Origin of the sequence: Parabacteroides sp. TM07-1AC (assembly GCF_003480915.1) — a bacterium.
Lineage (GTDB): Bacteria > Bacteroidota > Bacteroidia > Bacteroidales > Tannerellaceae > Parabacteroides > Parabacteroides chongii.
Genome location: NZ_QUKD01000002.1, coordinates 1 through 15,883 on the forward strand (window position 1 = coordinate 1; position 15,883 = coordinate 15,883).

The 15,883-nt window shown below is 43.7% G+C and carries 16 protein-coding genes and 1 other RNA gene; 11 read left to right on the plus strand and 6 right to left on the minus strand.

Annotated elements, in window-relative coordinates; translation table 11 throughout:
- Positions 1–258: 258 nt before the first annotated feature.
- Together DXD68_RS04735 and DXD68_RS04745 are read right to left on the minus strand one after the other, a co-directional pair.
- Positions 259–1,119 carry an RNA polymerase sigma factor RpoD/SigA gene (locus tag DXD68_RS04735; protein WP_005641668.1) on the minus strand — a complete coding sequence of 287 codons (861 nt, stop codon included), beginning with the start codon at positions 1,117–1,119 and terminating at the stop codon, positions 259–261.
- A gap of 143 nt (positions 1,120–1,262) precedes the next feature.
- Positions 1,263–2,840, minus strand: coding sequence for a Do family serine endopeptidase (locus DXD68_RS04745; RefSeq protein WP_122360536.1), 1,578 nt, complete (start codon positions 2,838–2,840; stop codon positions 1,263–1,265).
- A 326-nt stretch (positions 2,841–3,166) separates the two neighbouring features.
- On the opposite strand from DXD68_RS04745, the gene rnpB reads away from it, so the two are divergent.
- The 3 genes from rnpB to DXD68_RS04760 all read left to right on the plus strand — a co-directional run bounded on the left by rnpB (position 3,167) and on the right by DXD68_RS04760 (position 6,277).
- Positions 3,167–3,523: RNase P RNA component class A (rnpB, locus tag DXD68_RS04750), an RNA gene on the plus strand.
- A 43-nt stretch (positions 3,524–3,566) separates the two neighbouring features.
- A complete protein-coding gene (locus tag DXD68_RS04755; protein ID WP_122360537.1) occupies positions 3,567–4,943 on the plus strand; it encodes a YihY/virulence factor BrkB family protein in 1,377 nt (458 codons plus the stop codon).
- Complete coding sequence (locus tag DXD68_RS04760) at positions 4,940–6,277, plus strand: MATE family efflux transporter (RefSeq protein WP_122360538.1); 1,338 nt, start codon at positions 4,940–4,942, stop codon at positions 6,275–6,277. The genes DXD68_RS04755 and DXD68_RS04760 overlap by 4 nt, the downstream gene beginning before the upstream one ends.
- 69 nt (positions 6,278–6,346) lie before the next feature.
- Here the strand turns inward: DXD68_RS04760 and DXD68_RS04765 are convergent, their stop codons facing one another.
- Entirely contained in the window at positions 6,347–6,949 is a 603-nt protein-coding gene (locus DXD68_RS04765; protein ID WP_122360539.1) for a riboflavin synthase, read from the minus strand.
- Positions 6,950–7,070: 121 nt separating this feature from the next.
- On the opposite strand from DXD68_RS04765, the gene DXD68_RS04770 reads away from it, so the two are divergent.
- From DXD68_RS04770 to DXD68_RS04785, 4 genes are all read left to right on the plus strand, one after another.
- Entirely contained in the window at positions 7,071–8,432 is a 1,362-nt protein-coding gene (locus tag DXD68_RS04770) for a hypothetical protein (protein WP_122360540.1), read from the plus strand.
- A 68-nt stretch (positions 8,433–8,500) separates the two neighbouring features.
- Positions 8,501–8,842, plus strand: coding sequence for a TM2 domain-containing protein (locus DXD68_RS04775; RefSeq protein ID WP_122360541.1), 342 nt, complete (start codon positions 8,501–8,503; stop codon positions 8,840–8,842).
- Between the two features lie 11 nt (positions 8,843–8,853).
- Positions 8,854–9,225 (plus strand): DUF2752 domain-containing protein, encoded by a 372-nt coding sequence (locus DXD68_RS04780; protein WP_122360542.1) that lies wholly within the window; start codon positions 8,854–8,856, stop codon positions 9,223–9,225.
- Positions 9,226–9,281: 56 nt separating this feature from the next.
- Positions 9,282–9,617, plus strand: coding sequence for a TM2 domain-containing protein (locus tag DXD68_RS04785; RefSeq protein WP_122360543.1), 336 nt, complete (start codon positions 9,282–9,284; stop codon positions 9,615–9,617).
- 124 nt (positions 9,618–9,741) lie between these two features.
- Here the strand turns inward: DXD68_RS04785 and DXD68_RS04790 are convergent, their stop codons facing one another.
- Positions 9,742–11,388, minus strand: coding sequence for a diphosphate--fructose-6-phosphate 1-phosphotransferase (locus DXD68_RS04790; RefSeq protein WP_122360544.1), 1,647 nt, complete (start codon positions 11,386–11,388; stop codon positions 9,742–9,744).
- Between the two features lie 97 nt (positions 11,389–11,485).
- Complete coding sequence (locus DXD68_RS04795; RefSeq protein WP_122361059.1) at positions 11,486–12,136, minus strand: DUF1349 domain-containing protein; 651 nt, start codon at positions 12,134–12,136, stop codon at positions 11,486–11,488.
- 89 nt (positions 12,137–12,225) lie between these two features.
- Here DXD68_RS04795 and DXD68_RS04800 point away from each other — a divergent pair, with 89 nt between their 5' ends.
- Positions 12,226–12,978 carry a response regulator transcription factor gene (locus tag DXD68_RS04800; RefSeq protein WP_122360545.1) on the plus strand — a complete coding sequence of 251 codons (753 nt, stop codon included), beginning with the start codon at positions 12,226–12,228 and terminating at the stop codon, positions 12,976–12,978.
- 16 nt (positions 12,979–12,994) lie between these two features.
- Here DXD68_RS04800 and DXD68_RS04805 read toward each other — a convergent pair whose 3' ends face one another.
- Positions 12,995–13,312, minus strand: a complete 318-nt coding sequence (locus DXD68_RS04805) for an SWIM zinc finger domain-containing protein (RefSeq protein ID WP_199715416.1) — start codon at positions 13,310–13,312, stop codon at positions 12,995–12,997.
- Here DXD68_RS04805 and DXD68_RS04810 point away from each other — a divergent pair.
- The 3 genes from DXD68_RS04810 to DXD68_RS04820 all read left to right on the plus strand — a co-directional run bounded on the left by DXD68_RS04810 (position 13,311) and on the right by DXD68_RS04820 (position 15,881).
- Positions 13,311–13,592 carry a hypothetical protein gene (locus tag DXD68_RS04810; RefSeq protein WP_122360546.1) on the plus strand — a complete coding sequence of 94 codons (282 nt, stop codon included), beginning with the start codon at positions 13,311–13,313 and terminating at the stop codon, positions 13,590–13,592. The genes DXD68_RS04805 and DXD68_RS04810 overlap by 2 nt on opposite strands.
- 34 nt (positions 13,593–13,626) lie before the next feature.
- Positions 13,627–14,241 carry an HU family DNA-binding protein gene (locus DXD68_RS04815; RefSeq protein ID WP_122360547.1) on the plus strand — a complete coding sequence of 205 codons (615 nt, stop codon included), beginning with the start codon at positions 13,627–13,629 and terminating at the stop codon, positions 14,239–14,241.
- Positions 14,242–14,318: 77 nt separating this feature from the next.
- Positions 14,319–15,881: an ATP-binding protein gene (locus DXD68_RS04820; RefSeq protein WP_122360548.1), complete on the plus strand. Its 1,563-nt coding sequence runs from the start codon at positions 14,319–14,321 to the stop codon at positions 15,879–15,881.
- The last annotated feature ends 2 nt before the right edge of the window (positions 15,882–15,883 follow it).

A 15,883-nucleotide genomic window follows, 5' to 3' on the forward strand; every position in this document is an offset into this window, starting at 1 on the left:
TCTCTCGAATGCGGATGCAAAAGTAGTGCTTTACAACATACACTCCAAACTTTTCATGCTTTATTTTTCATAGAGAGTCGCCACATACAGAGTATAACACTGAAGTACTGGTTATTAAGTACGAAAAAAATATTCAGCAACCTTTAAGTATTTTCTTAACAACCTGTATTATCTATATTATAGTATATATATAAAAAACAAAAGCCCCGTATCCCTTTGGATATGGAGCTTTGTTTACCTCTTTGGTTTTACCCGAGGTCAACCTAAATACGATTTGAGGAGCTTGCTACGTGTTCCTTGTCTTAATCTTCTGATTGCTTTTTCCTTGATCTGGCGGACACGCTCTCTAGTGAGGCCAAATTTGTCGCCAATCTCTTCCAATGTCATTTCCTGACAGCCAATACCGAAAAACATTTTGATTATTTCGCATTCTCTTTCGGTCAGTGTAGCAAGTGCTCGGTCAATTTCTTTTGCCAATGACTCGTTCATCAACGATCGGTCAGCGATAGGAGCGTCGTCGTTTACAAGCACATCTAAAAGACTATTGTCTTCGCCCTCTACGAACGGTGCATCCACTGAGATATGTCTTCCGGATACCTTTAGAGTATCTGAAATCTTATCTACAGGAATATCCAGTTCGTCTGCCAATTCTTCGGGAGAAGGTCTACGCTCATTTTCCTGTTCGAATTTAGAGAAGGCTTTGCTGATTTTATTCAACGAACCTACCTGATTCAACGGAAGACGAACAATTCTAGACTGTTCTGCCAAAGCCTGCAAAATAGACTGACGAATCCACCATACTGCATAAGAAATAAACTTAAACCCTCTGGTTTCATCAAACTTCTCAGCCGCTTTAATCAATCCCAGGTTACCCTCGTTAATAAGGTCAGGTAAACTTAACCCCTGGTTTTGATATTGCTTAGCTACAGAAACGACGAAACGCAGGTTAGCTCTGGTTAATTTTTCCAATGCTCTCCGGTCGCCTCTTTTAATTGCCTGTGCCAATTCAACTTCCTCTTCCACTGTAATAAGATCTTCGCGGCCTATTTCCTGAAGATACTTATCAAGCGAAGCGCTTTCGCGATTGGTAATGGACTTTGTGATCTTTAACTGTCTCATCCAATGTTTTTAATTGAGAAATATCAGGGTGCAAAGATAATATTATTTTTATTGACAAAATTGGTCGAGTGCACCCTACACCCGACCAATTATAAACCTTTAACAATCTTCCCGCCAAATAAGACGAATATAACTTTATTTTATTATTCGGCTAGATCAATAGCATATACTTTTGTACGTCCGTTCGGATAAAAACCTTTTACTACGATGTAACGATCGTCTGCATTTCCTTTCAAGACCTTATCTACCAACTTCTCCAGTTGTTCGGGTGTAGAGATCTTCTGGTCATTGACAATCATGATAACGAAGCCTTTCTGGATTCCGGCATCTTTTAATTTACCTTTCAATAATCCTGCTACTTCAACACCATAACTTACACCAAGTTCACGTTTTTGTTTATCCGTCAACGCTTTAAAAGCGGCTCCAAGAACATCTGCACTGTTATCACCTGCGCTCTTCACAACAGATGTACTACCCTGTGCATTACGAAGTTCTACATTAAATGTCTTACTGCTACCATTACGGTCTACAGTGACCTGAACTTTATCACCCGGGCGATATTTACTGATTTGTTCCTGCAATGCATTCGCATTTTTAACTTTCGCTCCATTGACAGCAATAATCACGTCACCCTTCTCGATTCCGGCTTCTTTCGCAGAACTTCTTTCAGCAAAATCTGATACACAAGCTCCCTCAGAAACTTTAATCTTCGATTTCAGTTCAGTCAACTCTTCTTTCAATTTACTATCCAAATTCGGATAACTCAACTGATCGGCAATATCGCCCACACTCATCATCAACACTCCAAGAACAGCACGCTGAACAGTACCATATTGTTTTAAATCGCTTGCCACCTTACCCGCAATACTGATAGGCACTGCAAATGAATATCCGGCAAAGTTTCCTGTTTCAGAATAGATAGCTGTATTGATACCAACCAGTTCACCTTTCGTATTCACCAAAGCACCACCACTGTTACCCGGGTTTACGGCTGCGTCTGTCTGAATGAATGATTCGATTTTACTTCTATCGCCTCCCATGGATATACCGCGTCCTTTTGCACTAACGATACCAGCAGTTACAGTCGATGTCAGGTTGAAAGGGTTACCTACAGCCAGCACCCACTCTCCTACTTTCAGTTTTTCAGAATCTCCAAACGGAATAGTCGGCAGATCTTTGGCATCTACTTTAATTAATGCAATATCTGTAGTAGGATCTGTTCCGATCAGTTTTGCTGAGAATTTACGGTTATCATTCAATGTTACTTCCAACTCATCGGCACCATCAATCACATGGTTATTTGTGATTATATATCCATCTGTAGAAATAATGACCCCCGAACCAGCTCCTACGCGAGGCTGCGGCTGTGGACGCTGGAAACCTCCCCGTCCTCCAAATCCGAAGAAATACTCAAAAGGATCCATATACTGCTGTTGGCCTCCGCCACCCGCAGACTGTTTAGCATTCGTCGTTGCCTTGATATGTACAACTCCGTGTACCGTACTTTCCGCAGCTGTAGTAAAATCTGTATTTTCTGCAGCTACAGCATTCAGACCAGTCAACCGGTAAGGCTGATTAAAAGTATTCGCCGTTGTTGAGTTAGAGGCATTATATACGGATTGATTTTTATTCATAAGATAAGCACTCGTCCCAACTGCCGCTCCTGTACTAATAACAGCTACAAGAACAAATCCAAGCACATTTTTCCACATTTTTCTCATACTCTTTTTATTTTATCAAACATTTAAATTTAACACTTTTCTTTCGACAAAGAAAACTCAAAAAACGTGCGATTATTCCATTTGACCTTCATTTTTTATCACTTTTAACGGCGAATTATACAGGGTTAACTGCACTTAACAGTACTGTGTATTGCAAAGTACCTTTTTAACAATCATTCCCCGGTCAAATGGTCATGCTTTCAGTAATATAACAGAAAGAATGGCAGAAAGTTCAATCAAGTTGGCAGTTGACAAGTGACAATTGAGACAAAATTCTCAACCGTCTACCATCAACTGTCAACTAAAATACCTATCTTTGTCGCATTGCAGCCTGCCGGTCTGTCGCTCATCTTCGGGTGAGAGGAACGTCCGGGCAACGCAGAGCACCATACTTCTTAACGGGAAGCTGTCCGTGAGGGTAGAGTAACGTAACAGAGAATAACCGCCGGACATGTCCGGTAAGGGTGAAAAGGTGAGGTAAGAGCTCACCGGATGCCGTAGTAATACGGGATGCCGTACGTCTTATGGGTTGTAAGGTCATGTATACCGGCGCATGTAGGATTGCTCGTCCGATGCCGGGGGGTAGACCGCTAAAGCTTATCGGTGACGGTAAGACAAGATAAATGGCAGACGCTTTCGTGCAAACGGGAGTACAGAACCCGGCTTATAGGCAGGCTGCATTTTTTATTCATCAGGCAAACACCTTTTGCCCCTACAAATCACAGCATGAAGAAGAAGACGGATAAAAAGACTGCTGATAAAAAGCCTTTGATTGAACGGATCAACACCTTGCTGACAAGAACCATTCGTTTTGTAACTTACGACATCTGGAGAATCACAGAGAATGAAGTAAGCGGTCTGAAAGAGCTTTATATCAACACGATCAAAACAATCATACTTGCTGTACGCGGATTCAACAGCGAGAATCTGCAAACCAAAGCTTCAGCCCTTACCTACAGTACTTTTCTGGCAATTGTTCCTCTTTTGGCAGTATTGGTCGGGATAGCCAAAGGATTCGGATTCCAGGCCACTGTGAGGAAAGAACTACTCTATTACTTTCCCGGACATGAAAACGAACTGAACAAAGCCTTTCAATATGTGGAAAATTATTTGGCACAGGCACAGGGCGGCGTTATCATCGGAATCGGTCTTGTTCTGCTATTCTATACGGTCATCAACCTGATTTCTTCCATTGAAGATACTTTTAACGATATCTGGCAAATAAAGAAATCACGACCCTGGTATCGGAAAATATCCGACTATCTGGCTTTGTTCCTCATATTACCGATATTGATGACGGCCTCCAGCGGGCTTTCCATCTTTGCTTCTACGCTTCAAAATTCATTCTTGAGCAACTATCTGTTTTTCACTCCGATCGTGGAACTTGCTCTGAATGTAGTACCTTATATTATTACGATCATGGCTTTTACCGGTTTATACCTGTCTCTTCCCAATACAAAAGTCAGGTTCATCAACGGTTTGGTTGCAGGAGTGATTGCCGGTTGTGCTTTCCAGTTCTTTCAGTTCATATATATCAGCGGACAGATTTGGGTAAGTAAATACAATGCCATTTACGGTAGCTTTGCCGCTTTGCCTTTATTGCTGCTTTGGTTACAACTATCCTGGTTGATATGCCTTTTCGGAGCGGAACTGTCTTATGCCTCACAGAATGTGAAGAAGTTTAGTTTTGAGCGCGACAGTAAAAATATCAGCCGCAGATACAAAGATTTCCTGACCTTGCTTATCTCTTCCTTGATCATCAAACGGTTCGTCAATGGAGAGAAACCCTATACGGCCGATGAGCTGTCGGACGCTTATCGCATTCCCATCCGTCTCACGACAGACATACTTTATCTACTTACCGAACTCGGAATCATCATCGAAGTAAATTACGGCGACGATGAGCGTGTAGCCTACTATCAACCGGCCATCGACATCAATAAGATAACAGTCGGTTACCTGTTTGCAAAGATGGATGAATATGGTTCCGAAAATTTCAAGATAGATACTTCCAAACTTTTTACCAAAGAATGGCATGCATTACTGAAAACCCGGGAAGATATGATCAAAGCAAACGATAATATCCTGCTCAAAGATCTATGAACACCTCAGACCTGACACACGGTTCCGTATGGAAAGTGATCATTCGTTTCGCTTTGCCGCTGCTTATCGGGAACTTACTGCAACAGCTCTATAATATTACGGACAGTATTATCGTCGGGCAGTTCTTGGGAAAAGAAGCACTAGCTGCCGTTTCCGCCTCTTTTTTCATTTACTATTTTATTATATCATTGGTTATCGGTGTCGGAAGCGGTACATCCGTTGTCGTTTCGCAGTTCTTCGGAGCCAAACAATATGATAAAGTGCAGCGGGCATTCTCTTCCTTTTTTATATTTATGCTGGTGGCAGGCATCGCCCTTTCCATCGCCGGAATCATATTTGCAGAACCGATCTTCCGTCTGACCAATACACCGGAAGAAGTCATACCGGGTGCCGTTGCTTATTTCAGGATTTATATAGGAGGAACTTTCCTGTTTGTGACATTCAACAGTATTATCTCCATATTAAGGGGTGTAGGTGAATCGATCCGTCCGATGATCTTCATTTTCATCACGACAGTACTGAATATCGTCCTGGATTTACTTTTTATCGCAGGCTTCGACTGGGGAATCGAAGGAGCAGCACGTGCAACTGTCATCGCGCAGGGCATTGGCATGTGTGTCGCTCTGGGATATGTAAACAACACGCATCCCCTGCTCTCCATCAAAAAACAGGATTTACTGTTTGATATGAAACTCTTCAAGGAAGGTTTGAAAATAGGATTGCCGACCAGCGTCCAGCAGTGTGCAATCGCATTAGGGCTGATCGCACTCCTCGGAATAGTAAACAGTTTCGGTACTGATACGCTGACGGCCTATGGTGCTGCAGGCAAAATAGATACCATCATAACACAAGCCGTTCTCACCCTGTCCGGAGCACTGGCTGCCTTTTGCGGACAAAATATCGGAGCCGGTCGTTTCGACCGTGTTCGCCAGGGACTTCGTTTCACCATGCTGGTCAATGTTATATTCAGCGTGATCACTTTTGCCGCCGTTTACTTTTTCGGAGAGGAGATGATGTGCGCATTCACCAACGATCCGGCTGTTATCGCTATCGGAAAAGAATATTTACTGATCATCGGAGGATTCTTTATTGTACACGGTGCTTTGAACATATACAACGGAGCACTCCGTGGTGCAGGCGATACCATTTTCACGATGGTTACCAGCTTGCTCTGTCTGTGGCTGATCCGCATTCCGCTGGCTTACCAACTAAGTGCCTGGTACGGGCGGCAAGGGATCTGGTGGGCAATCGGGATCAGTATTGCCATCGGGTTGCTTATTACCTATATATATTACAAGATGGATATCTGGAAAAAAAGATGTGTCGTGAAATGAATCGACAAAACGAAACCGGGTCGAATGCCCGGTCGCTCTGCCGTTGTCTGGCTTATGAGAGGAAATCTTTCATTTGAACTGCATCATTTTGCTGATGTACTTGCCTACAATATCAAATTCCAAATTGACTACCGTACCTTTTTCGATCTGGCAGAAGTTCGTATTATCATGTGTATAAGGAATAATAGCCACTTCAAAACTATTTTGCTGTGAGTTGCAGACAGTCAGGCTGACACCGTTCACGCAAACAGAACCTTTTTCCACCGTCATATACCCTTGTTGCGCCATTGCTTTGTCAAATGTATATTCAAATGTATAATACCAGCTACCGTCAGCCTCGCGTACATCTTTACATACAGCAGTCTGATCTACATGTCCCTGTACGATATGACCGTCCAGTCGACCATTCATCAGCATGCTTCGTTCCAGATTGACCAGATCACCCACCTTCAGCAATCCCAGATTGGATCGGTCCAGAGTTTCCTGAATGGCTGTCACCGTATATGTATCGTCAGTCAGACTTACAACTGTAAGGCATACGCCGTTATGTGCCACACTCTGATCAATTTTCAGCTCATTTACAAATGAACATTTCATTGTGATATGCAGGTTTCCCTGATCTGTGTTCAACGCAACCACCTGAGCTGCTTCTTCTACAATTCCTGAGAACATAGTCTATTTATTATTTAAATTAATATTTTCAACACCAAAGATAGATAGAAATGGTGTACTTTCCCTTAAAATGGGTAAATTTGTGCAGACAACCTTTTAAACTCATTTAATTACAGTCATTATGTCAATGCACGAAATAGAAAGTCTGGTAGAATATTCAGTGAAAACAGTCGCTACTGCATCACCCGTTCCGCCTTTAGCCAAGAGCATATGCTTCAGTCTTTACCAAATTCAAGATCTATTCGATTGCGGATACACCCTGCTACGGGTACGTGATGAATTAGTACAACTTGGATACCTCTACCTTCTACCACCGGAACTACTACCGGACCCAGAACGTAGCCAAGCAATGAAATTCAAGAAACGAAGTGGCTTTTTCGCCAAAGGAACATACTTTGACCACAAGACAAACCGCTGCTGCATCACTGCCGGTTCGAAACTATGGAAAAAACTACTGTCGCTCGGTATCCTACCGGCAGAGGACCCACAGGAAGTCCGAGAGCTCTCACCTTTTGAACTGATAGAAACCATTGTACCATTGGCTTCGGAACGATTTGCCCAAGGTGACCAGACTGCCGTTGATACACTGGGACTCTGGTATGGACTTTTTCCCATCATTTGTATTATGACAGGATACGACGAACAGCCGGAAGCTGAAAAGCTTGAGAATATGCTCAGCCTCGTTGCCTTCCCCGAAGCCTTTAAGGCCGCAGAAGAATATGTCAGAGATATGGATTTCGAAGATTTTATCGACGAGGAAGAGATGCCTTTCCTGGAGGAATGGAGTGCACCGTATAAATTATGGAAAGGGCTGAATGATGAAGACGAGTACGAAGATGAAGATGACGAAACGCTATGTCCGGAGTTTTACAGGAACCTGGTGTACGAGTGCATGAGCAAGAATGAGTTTGCAGAAGCCGATCGGTATGCTTCCTACATGGGAGATGAAAAGGATCCCTCATGTCTGCTCCATCGCTGTATGATAAGTCTCGCCTGCCACCATTGGATAAAAAGACAGACACCGCGTCCTCTGCCACCGGAAAGCCTTCTCACTATTGCCGAGACAAAAGCGGGACTTGAATATCTGATCGAACTACCGGTACCGGAACAAGAACGAACTTTATGCCGTATGTTTGTGTTGCAGACACTGATATTATCGGGTGATTATCCGGCTGCCGTCGAAATGCATCAACAGATGTACATCGAAGCGATTGCCGCCTTAAAAAAACGTCGCAATGGATATGCAAAACAAATGCAAGAGATTGCGTTATCCATCAGTTATTTCCAATTGCTCCAAGATAGCCTCCCAGACGACTATCTCCCGAAAAAAGAACTGATAAAAAGCGGCTTGCCGGGATTAATGAAACTGTCCGCCGCCAGGGAATTAAGTTGTAAATTACTCGACAAAAGACCGCAAGAAGCAGAGACATTACATGATTACCTGGAACAGTGTGATCTCCTGATGCCGTATATCGAAGAATAACATCCGCTGCATGCCTCAGTATAATATAAAATATTATATTTGTCACTAGTAAATCAATCTACAAAATTATGGACGCACAAAAAGTCGATATGTTCCTCATGACGAACAGTAGCAAATTGCCTGCCAGTCAGATGCCTTTTATCAGAGATCGTTTGTTAGCCTTAGATGAATCCAAGCTGATTTATTTACAAACCTGCGATTTTAAAGATCCGACAACGATACTTATCATTTCCGTCTTCCTGGGATCACTGGGTATAGACCGTTTCCTGATAGGTGACATAGGTTTGGGAGTCGGTAAATTAGTGACCCTGGGGGGCTGCGGAATCTGGTCGATCATCGACTGGTTCCTCATCATGGATGCTACTAAAAAGAAAAATCTGGAACAGCTACAAAACGTATTAATGCTTTAATCCTGTTTCTTGTGGGAATAAGAAATAAATATGCATATCCTGCCATAGTTATTATGGTGGGATATGCTTTATTATCAATCCCATGTATCTTCCATACCATTACCGGATATCCCTGTCCGGCATGTGGCACGCGACGTGCCTTACTCAGTCTGTTGAAAGGAGACATTTATACTTCTGTCCTGATCAATCCTTACGGATTACTATTGGCATTACTGGTTATTTTCTACACTACCGGACTTACCTGCGATTTTATACGAAAAAGCCGCCAGTTCCGTGACTGGCTAAAAAGATCAGAACAGCTTCTTGCTAACAAATACATTCTCATGCTGATAATCTTACTTATGCTCCTGAATTGGATATGGAATATCCATAAAGGTCTGTAGAAGACAGGAGAAATAACTATCTTTGCAAAACATTTATAATCTACTAACACGATCATATGGAAGCTGAAAAAGTAGACCAGTTCCTTCTGGCCAATGAACATAAATTTCCGGAATATGAGATTCCTATCAATCGTCTGCTAAATCTCACCCCGGAAAAAGAATGCCTTTTAATGACAACTCCTTTTAAAAGTCCGGGTAAAATACTTCTAGCTTCTATCTTCCTCGGAATGTTTGGTGTGGACCGTTTCCTGGTCGGTAATATAGGGAAAGGGATCGGTAAACTTCTCACCGGAGGCGGATTGGGGATTTGGTGGCTCATCGACTGGTTCCTGATTACCGGAGTAACAAAAAGGAAAAATATGGAGAAACTCAATCTGATAGTCAACAACTAACCATCTAATGCATAGACGCACTGAACGCCATTGTCGTAATCAAGAAAAATAAAAGAGACTGTCAAAGTCTGTGGTAATACAAACTTTTGACAGTCTCTTCTTTTATATCATGCGCAGAACGCTATTACTTAGCCTGTTCCAACTGCAACGTCTTAGTCGGTTCGTCGCAAACTTCTGTCGGACCGAAATACTGGATCGGACCCGGATAAACATAGCTTGTAGTCAATGCCCATTCGTCGCGGTTAGCAGCGAACTTCTTGAAAGGAGCACCGTCCAGTTTCACCAAAGCTTTCTGGATAACCGGTTTCATTTCGCCATGACGTTTTTCCATGTTCATCATCATTGTTACAGGAATACCACCGGCAATCCACTTGTCAGCAGGAGCAGTCGTATTACGTACAGATGACATATAACCAGTCTTACCAGAAGCGATCAGGCAAGAAGCAGTGTAACCTAAAGAATAGCAGTAGTCAGCATCGTAGTTAGACGGAGCAGCGCAACGACCTTCGTAACCGAAGAAGTGGTGCAAAGCAGAGAACTTACCGTTATATTTACCGGCTTTCTTCCATTCGTCCAATTTCTTGCCTACCATTTCAGACAACAACTTTTCTGTTTCGATCAGAGAAACCTGAACGTTTCCGTGCGGGTCGCGATCCAAAGACAGCTGACGTGCAACACCTTCCGGCAGAGAAGCATACAGGTCAGAATTTTCTTTTGTCAGCTTGCTAATGATATAAGCACGCTGTTCGCTCTTCTTGATCATCTTGAATTCTGCATCGTGTTTAGCCAGGAAGTCGTTCAATTCAGCGATCAAACGTTTCATAGCCGGAACGAATTCGATCAGACCTTCAGGAATCAATACCGTACCGAAGTTGTTACCAGCTTCTGCACGTTTTGCTACGATTTCAGCAACATAAGTTACGATATCGTCCAAAGACATGTTCTTAGCTTCCACTTCTTCTGAAACGATAGCCACATTCGGCTGAGTCTGCAAAGCACATTCCAGTGCGATGTGAGAAGCTGAACGTCCCATCAATTTGATGAAGTGCCAGTATTTCTGAGCTGAGTTACAATCACGTTGGATGTTACCGATCACTTCTGAATATACTTTACAAGCAGTATCGAAACCGAAAGAAGTTTCAATTTGTTCATTCTTCAAGTCACCGTCGATCGTCTTCGGGCAACCGATAACCTGTACACCAGCGTTGATAGCTTTGTAATATTCAGCCAATACGCAAGCATTTGTATTTGAGTCGTCACCACCGATAATAACCAGAGCAGAGATACCCAGTTCTTTCAGGATTTCAAGACCTTTGTCGAACTGTTCTTTTGTTTCCAGTTTAGTACGACCTGAACCGATCATATCGAAACCACCTGTATTACGATATTCATCGATAATATCAGCAGTCAGTTCCATATATTTGTGATCGATCAGACCACCAGGACCCAGGATAAAGCCATACAGACGAGAGTCTTTGTTTGTAGCTTTTACACCGTCGAAGATACCGGCAATCACGTTATGACCACCAGGAGCCTGACCGCCTGACAGGATCACACCTACATTGATAGCAGGCATATCTTTCTTTTCGCTGCTCTTTTCGAAAGTAACGATCGGCATCCCGTACGTGTTAGGGAACAGTTTTTTGATATCTTCCTGATCGGCTACTGATTCTGTATACTCGCCGTCAACGGCTTTTACAGCACCTTTCAATGCAGCGGGTACCTTAGGCTGGTAAGCTGCTCTTGCAATTTGTAATGCGCTCTTTGTCATTTCTTAATCTGATTTATATAGAAATTATCTGATTTACTCCTAAAAGCGGTGCAAATATAGAATTTTTTCTTTAATCGTGAAAGAGGAACACAGAGGTTTATTCCGCATTTTTCTTCAGCCACTCCAATCTGCGCAAATCGGGCAGATGCTTTACCTGAAAATGTTCGAACTTTACATTAAAACCGTTTCCGTCGGGACAAGCTCCCATAAAGCCGACCTTTACCGGCGTATTATCCTGTAGCCAGGCATTTCGCATCATGGTGTAGGTCTTGTCGTCGAAGGAGTAGAATATTTCGACGGCATCCAGCCGCCTAACAGCCTTGATCCAGATATAAGGGACAGGTTTATCCAACGTTATCACACTCCAGTCGCTGGTCTTATGGGTAACGACCGTACTCAGATTGAATTTACCGTCTACAAATTCGATACCGGCCTTGATATAATTCTCATGGTCTATACGCAGCATCAGTCCCGCCTGGTCGAAACGCTCCTTATAATCGCCCGTGATCTTCACTTTGGCTTCAAACTCGCCGCCATAAGTCGCATAATAGAAAGGCGCATCATCGACGGTAAATCCATAATGGGAGATACGCCAGTAATCGCTTTGCGGGGTGACGAACATGGACAATGTCTTGTCCTTGATCTCCCATTGTACAGGTTCGTTGAACCACTGCATCTTTTCGAGTGTCTGTGCCGATATTGTTTCCATTGCCAGTAAGGCGAATACGCCTAAGATCATTTTCTTCATTGTTTTCATACATTTTATTTACCTTTGCAAAGGTAGACGCTTGCCGATAAACATGCAATACTGATTAATAACCATTCTACCCGTCAGATATGGATATCGTAAACAAACTGAACGACGAATTACTGAAACAGACATTCACAGAAGAGCAACAGTTATCGAACCGGCTCAATGAATGTAAACTGATCGCATCCACGTATGCACAGATTGAAAATTCGATCGCAGTACTAAGTGACATGAAAACGAACACGAGCCATATCTACTACGGAGGAATGGCGGAGAAACTGGGATTGACCGAACGAGGCTCCAACAAAACGATCCACTCGATCTGGGAAGAAGAGATCTTCAGCCGTATCCATCCCGACGACCTGCTGGAAAAACACCTCCAGGAACTCCGGTTCCTGGACTTTCTGAAAAGTATTCCGGAAAAGGAACGTGCCGACTATCATATTGTCAGTCATATCCGGATGCGTGATAATACCGACAAATATATCCATGTATTACACAGAATGTTCTACATCGCCAGCCAATCCAACGGCAGCATCCGGTTGTCTTTATGTCTTTACAACCTGACAGCCGATCCATCTTTAGACAGTGCCATCATCAACTCCGCCAACGGACAAATCCTGGAACTGCAGAAACAGACTTATAACGATATTTTATCCGTAAGAGAAAGAGAGATTCTACAGCTAATAGAACAGGGCATGATGAGCAAAGAGATTGCTTCCACCCTCTCGATCAGCATAAATACGGTAAACAGGCATCGGCAGAATATCCTGGAAAAACTGCACGTAAGCAATTCCATCGAGGCATGCCGGATAGCCAAAGGGCTGAAACTATTATAAATACAAGAAAAACATTTTACTTACTAATCAACCGATTCTCCTGAATTGGCCTGAAATCAATTTCAGAACCTCCATGCTTCCATTTAGATATCGAAAAACCGATTAGAAATCCTTCAATATCTCCATCATAAGGGCAATCACAGAAATAATCCATAATCTTGTCATCTTCCAGAGTTATCTCTACTGTATATTCCTCTGTTCCCCGGACAGTCGCATTCCATTCGTCAGGAAACTCCTCTTCCAAACTTTCCACGGCCCCCTGCCTATAATAAGAAACTCCGCGTTCCCATATCCGGGGAAGTACATAATACTCAAAATTAGATAATGTCATCATGGTAATCTTTTTTATGGTGATACAAAAATACATCATCCTGGGAAGATATGGCAATTACCTCGGACAAAAACAAAATAAAGCTTGTCTTTCTTGCTTTCTGCCCCAATATTTAGTATCTTTGGAAGGCGGGGAAGTTGTTGCCGACGCCCTCGGCAAAATAAACGACGCCCTCGACAGCTTTGCCGACGTCCTCAACAATATTGCCGAGGGCGTCGGCAACAACTTACATCGGCAGAAAAACACGATAAGATCGGACATAATCAAAGATAAGTCCGAGTAATTATAGATATAGATAACGATTAATTGACACTAGTATGGGGAGAATAAAATTCGGAGTATATAAGACTCCTAAAGGGAATGGGACAGAGCAACAGTCTTGCGCCCGGCTTATATCCAAAGGGACCATGAGAATGGAAGAGATTTGTGAATATCTTTCAGATTCAAGTTCGCTTACCTCAGCGGATATAAAAGGAGTGATCGAAGCATTGACCACTTATATAGGTAGGAATTTATCGCATGGATATTGTGTGGAACTGGAGGGGTTCGGGCACTTCTCCCCTGCCCTCAAAACGTTACAGAAAACAGATGAGAAAGGCCGGACTGTCTTCTTTGCGAGGGCTGACGGGGTAAACTTCCGTTGCTCCAAACGATTGAAAGCATTGGTCAACAAGGAGCGACCGATAAAAGTCAAAAGGGAAAATGTAACTTCCAACGAACAGGAAGACCGGAAAAAGAAAATGCTCAGATACCTGCAAAACAATCCGTATATCAATCTGACGGATTATGCCTCGCTGAACAGTTGCAGCCGTTACCGGGCTACGGAGGATATGAAACAGTTTACGAAGGATGGAATAGTGATCAAGATGGGATATCGGACACACAGGGTGTATTCGTTGCCACCGCAGGCAGAGGAAATATCGCCCGCATAGACAAATGCGCCGGCAGCAACCTGCGGCAGAATTCAAATTAAATAACTATATTTGCTACTTTATAAAGCAGTACGACTATGGCTAGATCAATCTTACGCAAATTCCCGATCGGGGTGCAGAGTTTCAAAAAGATCCGCGACAATCACTTCCTGTATGTCGACAAAACAGCCCTTGTTTATGAACTGGCCAACAGCGGAAGTTCTTATTTCCTGAGCCGTCCGCGGCGATTCGGCAAAAGCTTGCTGATATCGACTATCGAAGCCTACTTCAAAGGACAAAAGGAGTTGTTTGAGGGACTTGCCATCGAGCAGCTGGAAAAAGACTGGATCACCTATCCGGTATTGCACATAGATCTGAATGCCGAAAAGTTCGACGCCCCCGAACAGTTGGACGCCCTGCTCAGCAACCAACTGACACAATGGGAAGAAATCTACGGAAAAGGGGAGGATGAAACAACCCTTTCCCTTCGTTTTAAAGGGGTGATACGCCGTGCTGCCGAGCAAACAGGCCACCCCGCCGTTGTCCTGGTTGACGAATACGACAAGCCGCTATTACAATCGCTGCATAAAGAAGCACTCCATTCAGCCTACAAGGATACCTTGAAAGCGTTCTACGGCGTACTGAAAAGTGCCGACCAATATCTGAGATTCTATCTGTTGACAGGCGTCACCAAATTCAGCCAGGTCAGCGTCTTCAGCGACCTCAACCAGCTGAACGATATCAGTATGGACAAGCGTTATAACGAGATTTGCGGCCTCACCTGGCAAGAGATAGCCGACAATTTCGAACCCGAACTGAAAGAGTTGGGCGAAGACAACGACCTCACTCCCGAAGAGACGCGCGAAACCATGACACGCCTCTACGACGGCTACCATTTCATGTTTGGGCAGGAAGGCATCTTCAACCCCTTCAGCGTCTTGAATGTGTTGGACAGAAGTCAATTCGACAACTACTGGTTTAAGACCGGAACCCCGACCTTCCTCGTCGAACTGCTGAAAAAGACTAACTACGACCTGCGCGACATCGACGGCGTACAAATGGCAGTCGATGGTTTTGCCGATTATAGAGCCGACGTGCAACGTCCCATCCCGGTGATCTATCAAAGCGGTTACCTGACGATTAAAGGGTTTGATCCACGTTTCCGACTATATACGTTAGGCTTTCCTAACGAAGAAGTAAAATACGGATTCTTGAATTTTATCGTGCCATTCTATACTGCTATCCCCTCTACCGAGAGTTCTTTCTACATTGGAAAATTTGTTCGTGAACTGGAGTCGGGCGACGTAGATGCCTTTATGGAACGCCTGCGTGCCTTCTTTGCCGATATTCCCTACGAACTGAATGACAAGACCGAACGCCACTATCAGGCCGTCTTCTATCTCGTCTTCAAGCTTATGGGACAGTTCACGGAGGCCGAAGTGCGCAGTGCCCGCGGTCGTGCCGACGCCGTGGTGAAAACCCGCGACTACATCTACGTCTTCGAGTTCAAACTCGACGGTACCGTAGAAGAAGCCCTCCGCCAGATCGACGATAAGGGCTATCTCATCCCTTACCAGTCCGATGGCCGCCAACTAATCAAAGTCGGTGCCAATTTCAGTGCCGAAGAGCGCAATATCGAAAACTGGATGAATGTAAAATGAAT

What these genes read in the sequence shown, in the direction of transcription:
- DXD68_RS04775 (WP_122360541.1), top strand. Translation starts at nt 8,501, where the DNA reads ATGGACGCACAAAAAGTCGATATGTTCCTCATGACGAACAGTAGCAAA.
- DXD68_RS04815 (WP_122360547.1), top strand. Translation starts at nt 13,627, where the DNA reads ATGGGGAGAATAAAATTCGGAGTATATAAGACTCCTAAAGGGAATGGG.
- DXD68_RS04770 (WP_122360540.1), top strand. Translation starts at nt 7,071, where the DNA reads ATGTCAATGCACGAAATAGAAAGTCTGGTAGAATATTCAGTGAAAACA.
- DXD68_RS04820 (WP_122360548.1), top strand. Translation starts at nt 14,319, where the DNA reads ATGGCTAGATCAATCTTACGCAAATTCCCGATCGGGGTGCAGAGTTTC.
- DXD68_RS04790 (WP_122360544.1), bottom strand. Translation starts at nt 11,388, where the DNA reads ATGACAAAGAGCGCATTACAAATTGCAAGAGCAGCTTACCAGCCTAAG.
- DXD68_RS04735 (WP_005641668.1), bottom strand. Translation starts at nt 1,119, where the DNA reads ATGAGACAGTTAAAGATCACAAAGTCCATTACCAATCGCGAAAGCGCT.
- DXD68_RS04800 (WP_122360545.1), top strand. Translation starts at nt 12,226, where the DNA reads ATGGATATCGTAAACAAACTGAACGACGAATTACTGAAACAGACATTC.
- DXD68_RS04785 (WP_122360543.1), top strand. Translation starts at nt 9,282, where the DNA reads ATGGAAGCTGAAAAAGTAGACCAGTTCCTTCTGGCCAATGAACATAAA.
- DXD68_RS04755 (WP_122360537.1), top strand. Translation starts at nt 3,567, where the DNA reads ATGAAGAAGAAGACGGATAAAAAGACTGCTGATAAAAAGCCTTTGATT.
- DXD68_RS04810 (WP_122360546.1), top strand. Translation starts at nt 13,311, where the DNA reads ATGGTAATCTTTTTTATGGTGATACAAAAATACATCATCCTGGGAAGA.
- DXD68_RS04760 (WP_122360538.1), top strand. Translation starts at nt 4,940, where the DNA reads ATGAACACCTCAGACCTGACACACGGTTCCGTATGGAAAGTGATCATT.
- DXD68_RS04805 (WP_199715416.1), bottom strand. Translation starts at nt 13,312, where the DNA reads ATGATGACATTATCTAATTTTGAGTATTATGTACTTCCCCGGATATGG.
- DXD68_RS04745 (WP_122360536.1), bottom strand. Translation starts at nt 2,840, where the DNA reads ATGAGAAAAATGTGGAAAAATGTGCTTGGATTTGTTCTTGTAGCTGTT.
- DXD68_RS04765 (WP_122360539.1), bottom strand. Translation starts at nt 6,949, where the DNA reads ATGTTCTCAGGAATTGTAGAAGAAGCAGCTCAGGTGGTTGCGTTGAAC.
- DXD68_RS04795 (WP_122361059.1), bottom strand. Translation starts at nt 12,136, where the DNA reads ATGAAGAAAATGATCTTAGGCGTATTCGCCTTACTGGCAATGGAAACA.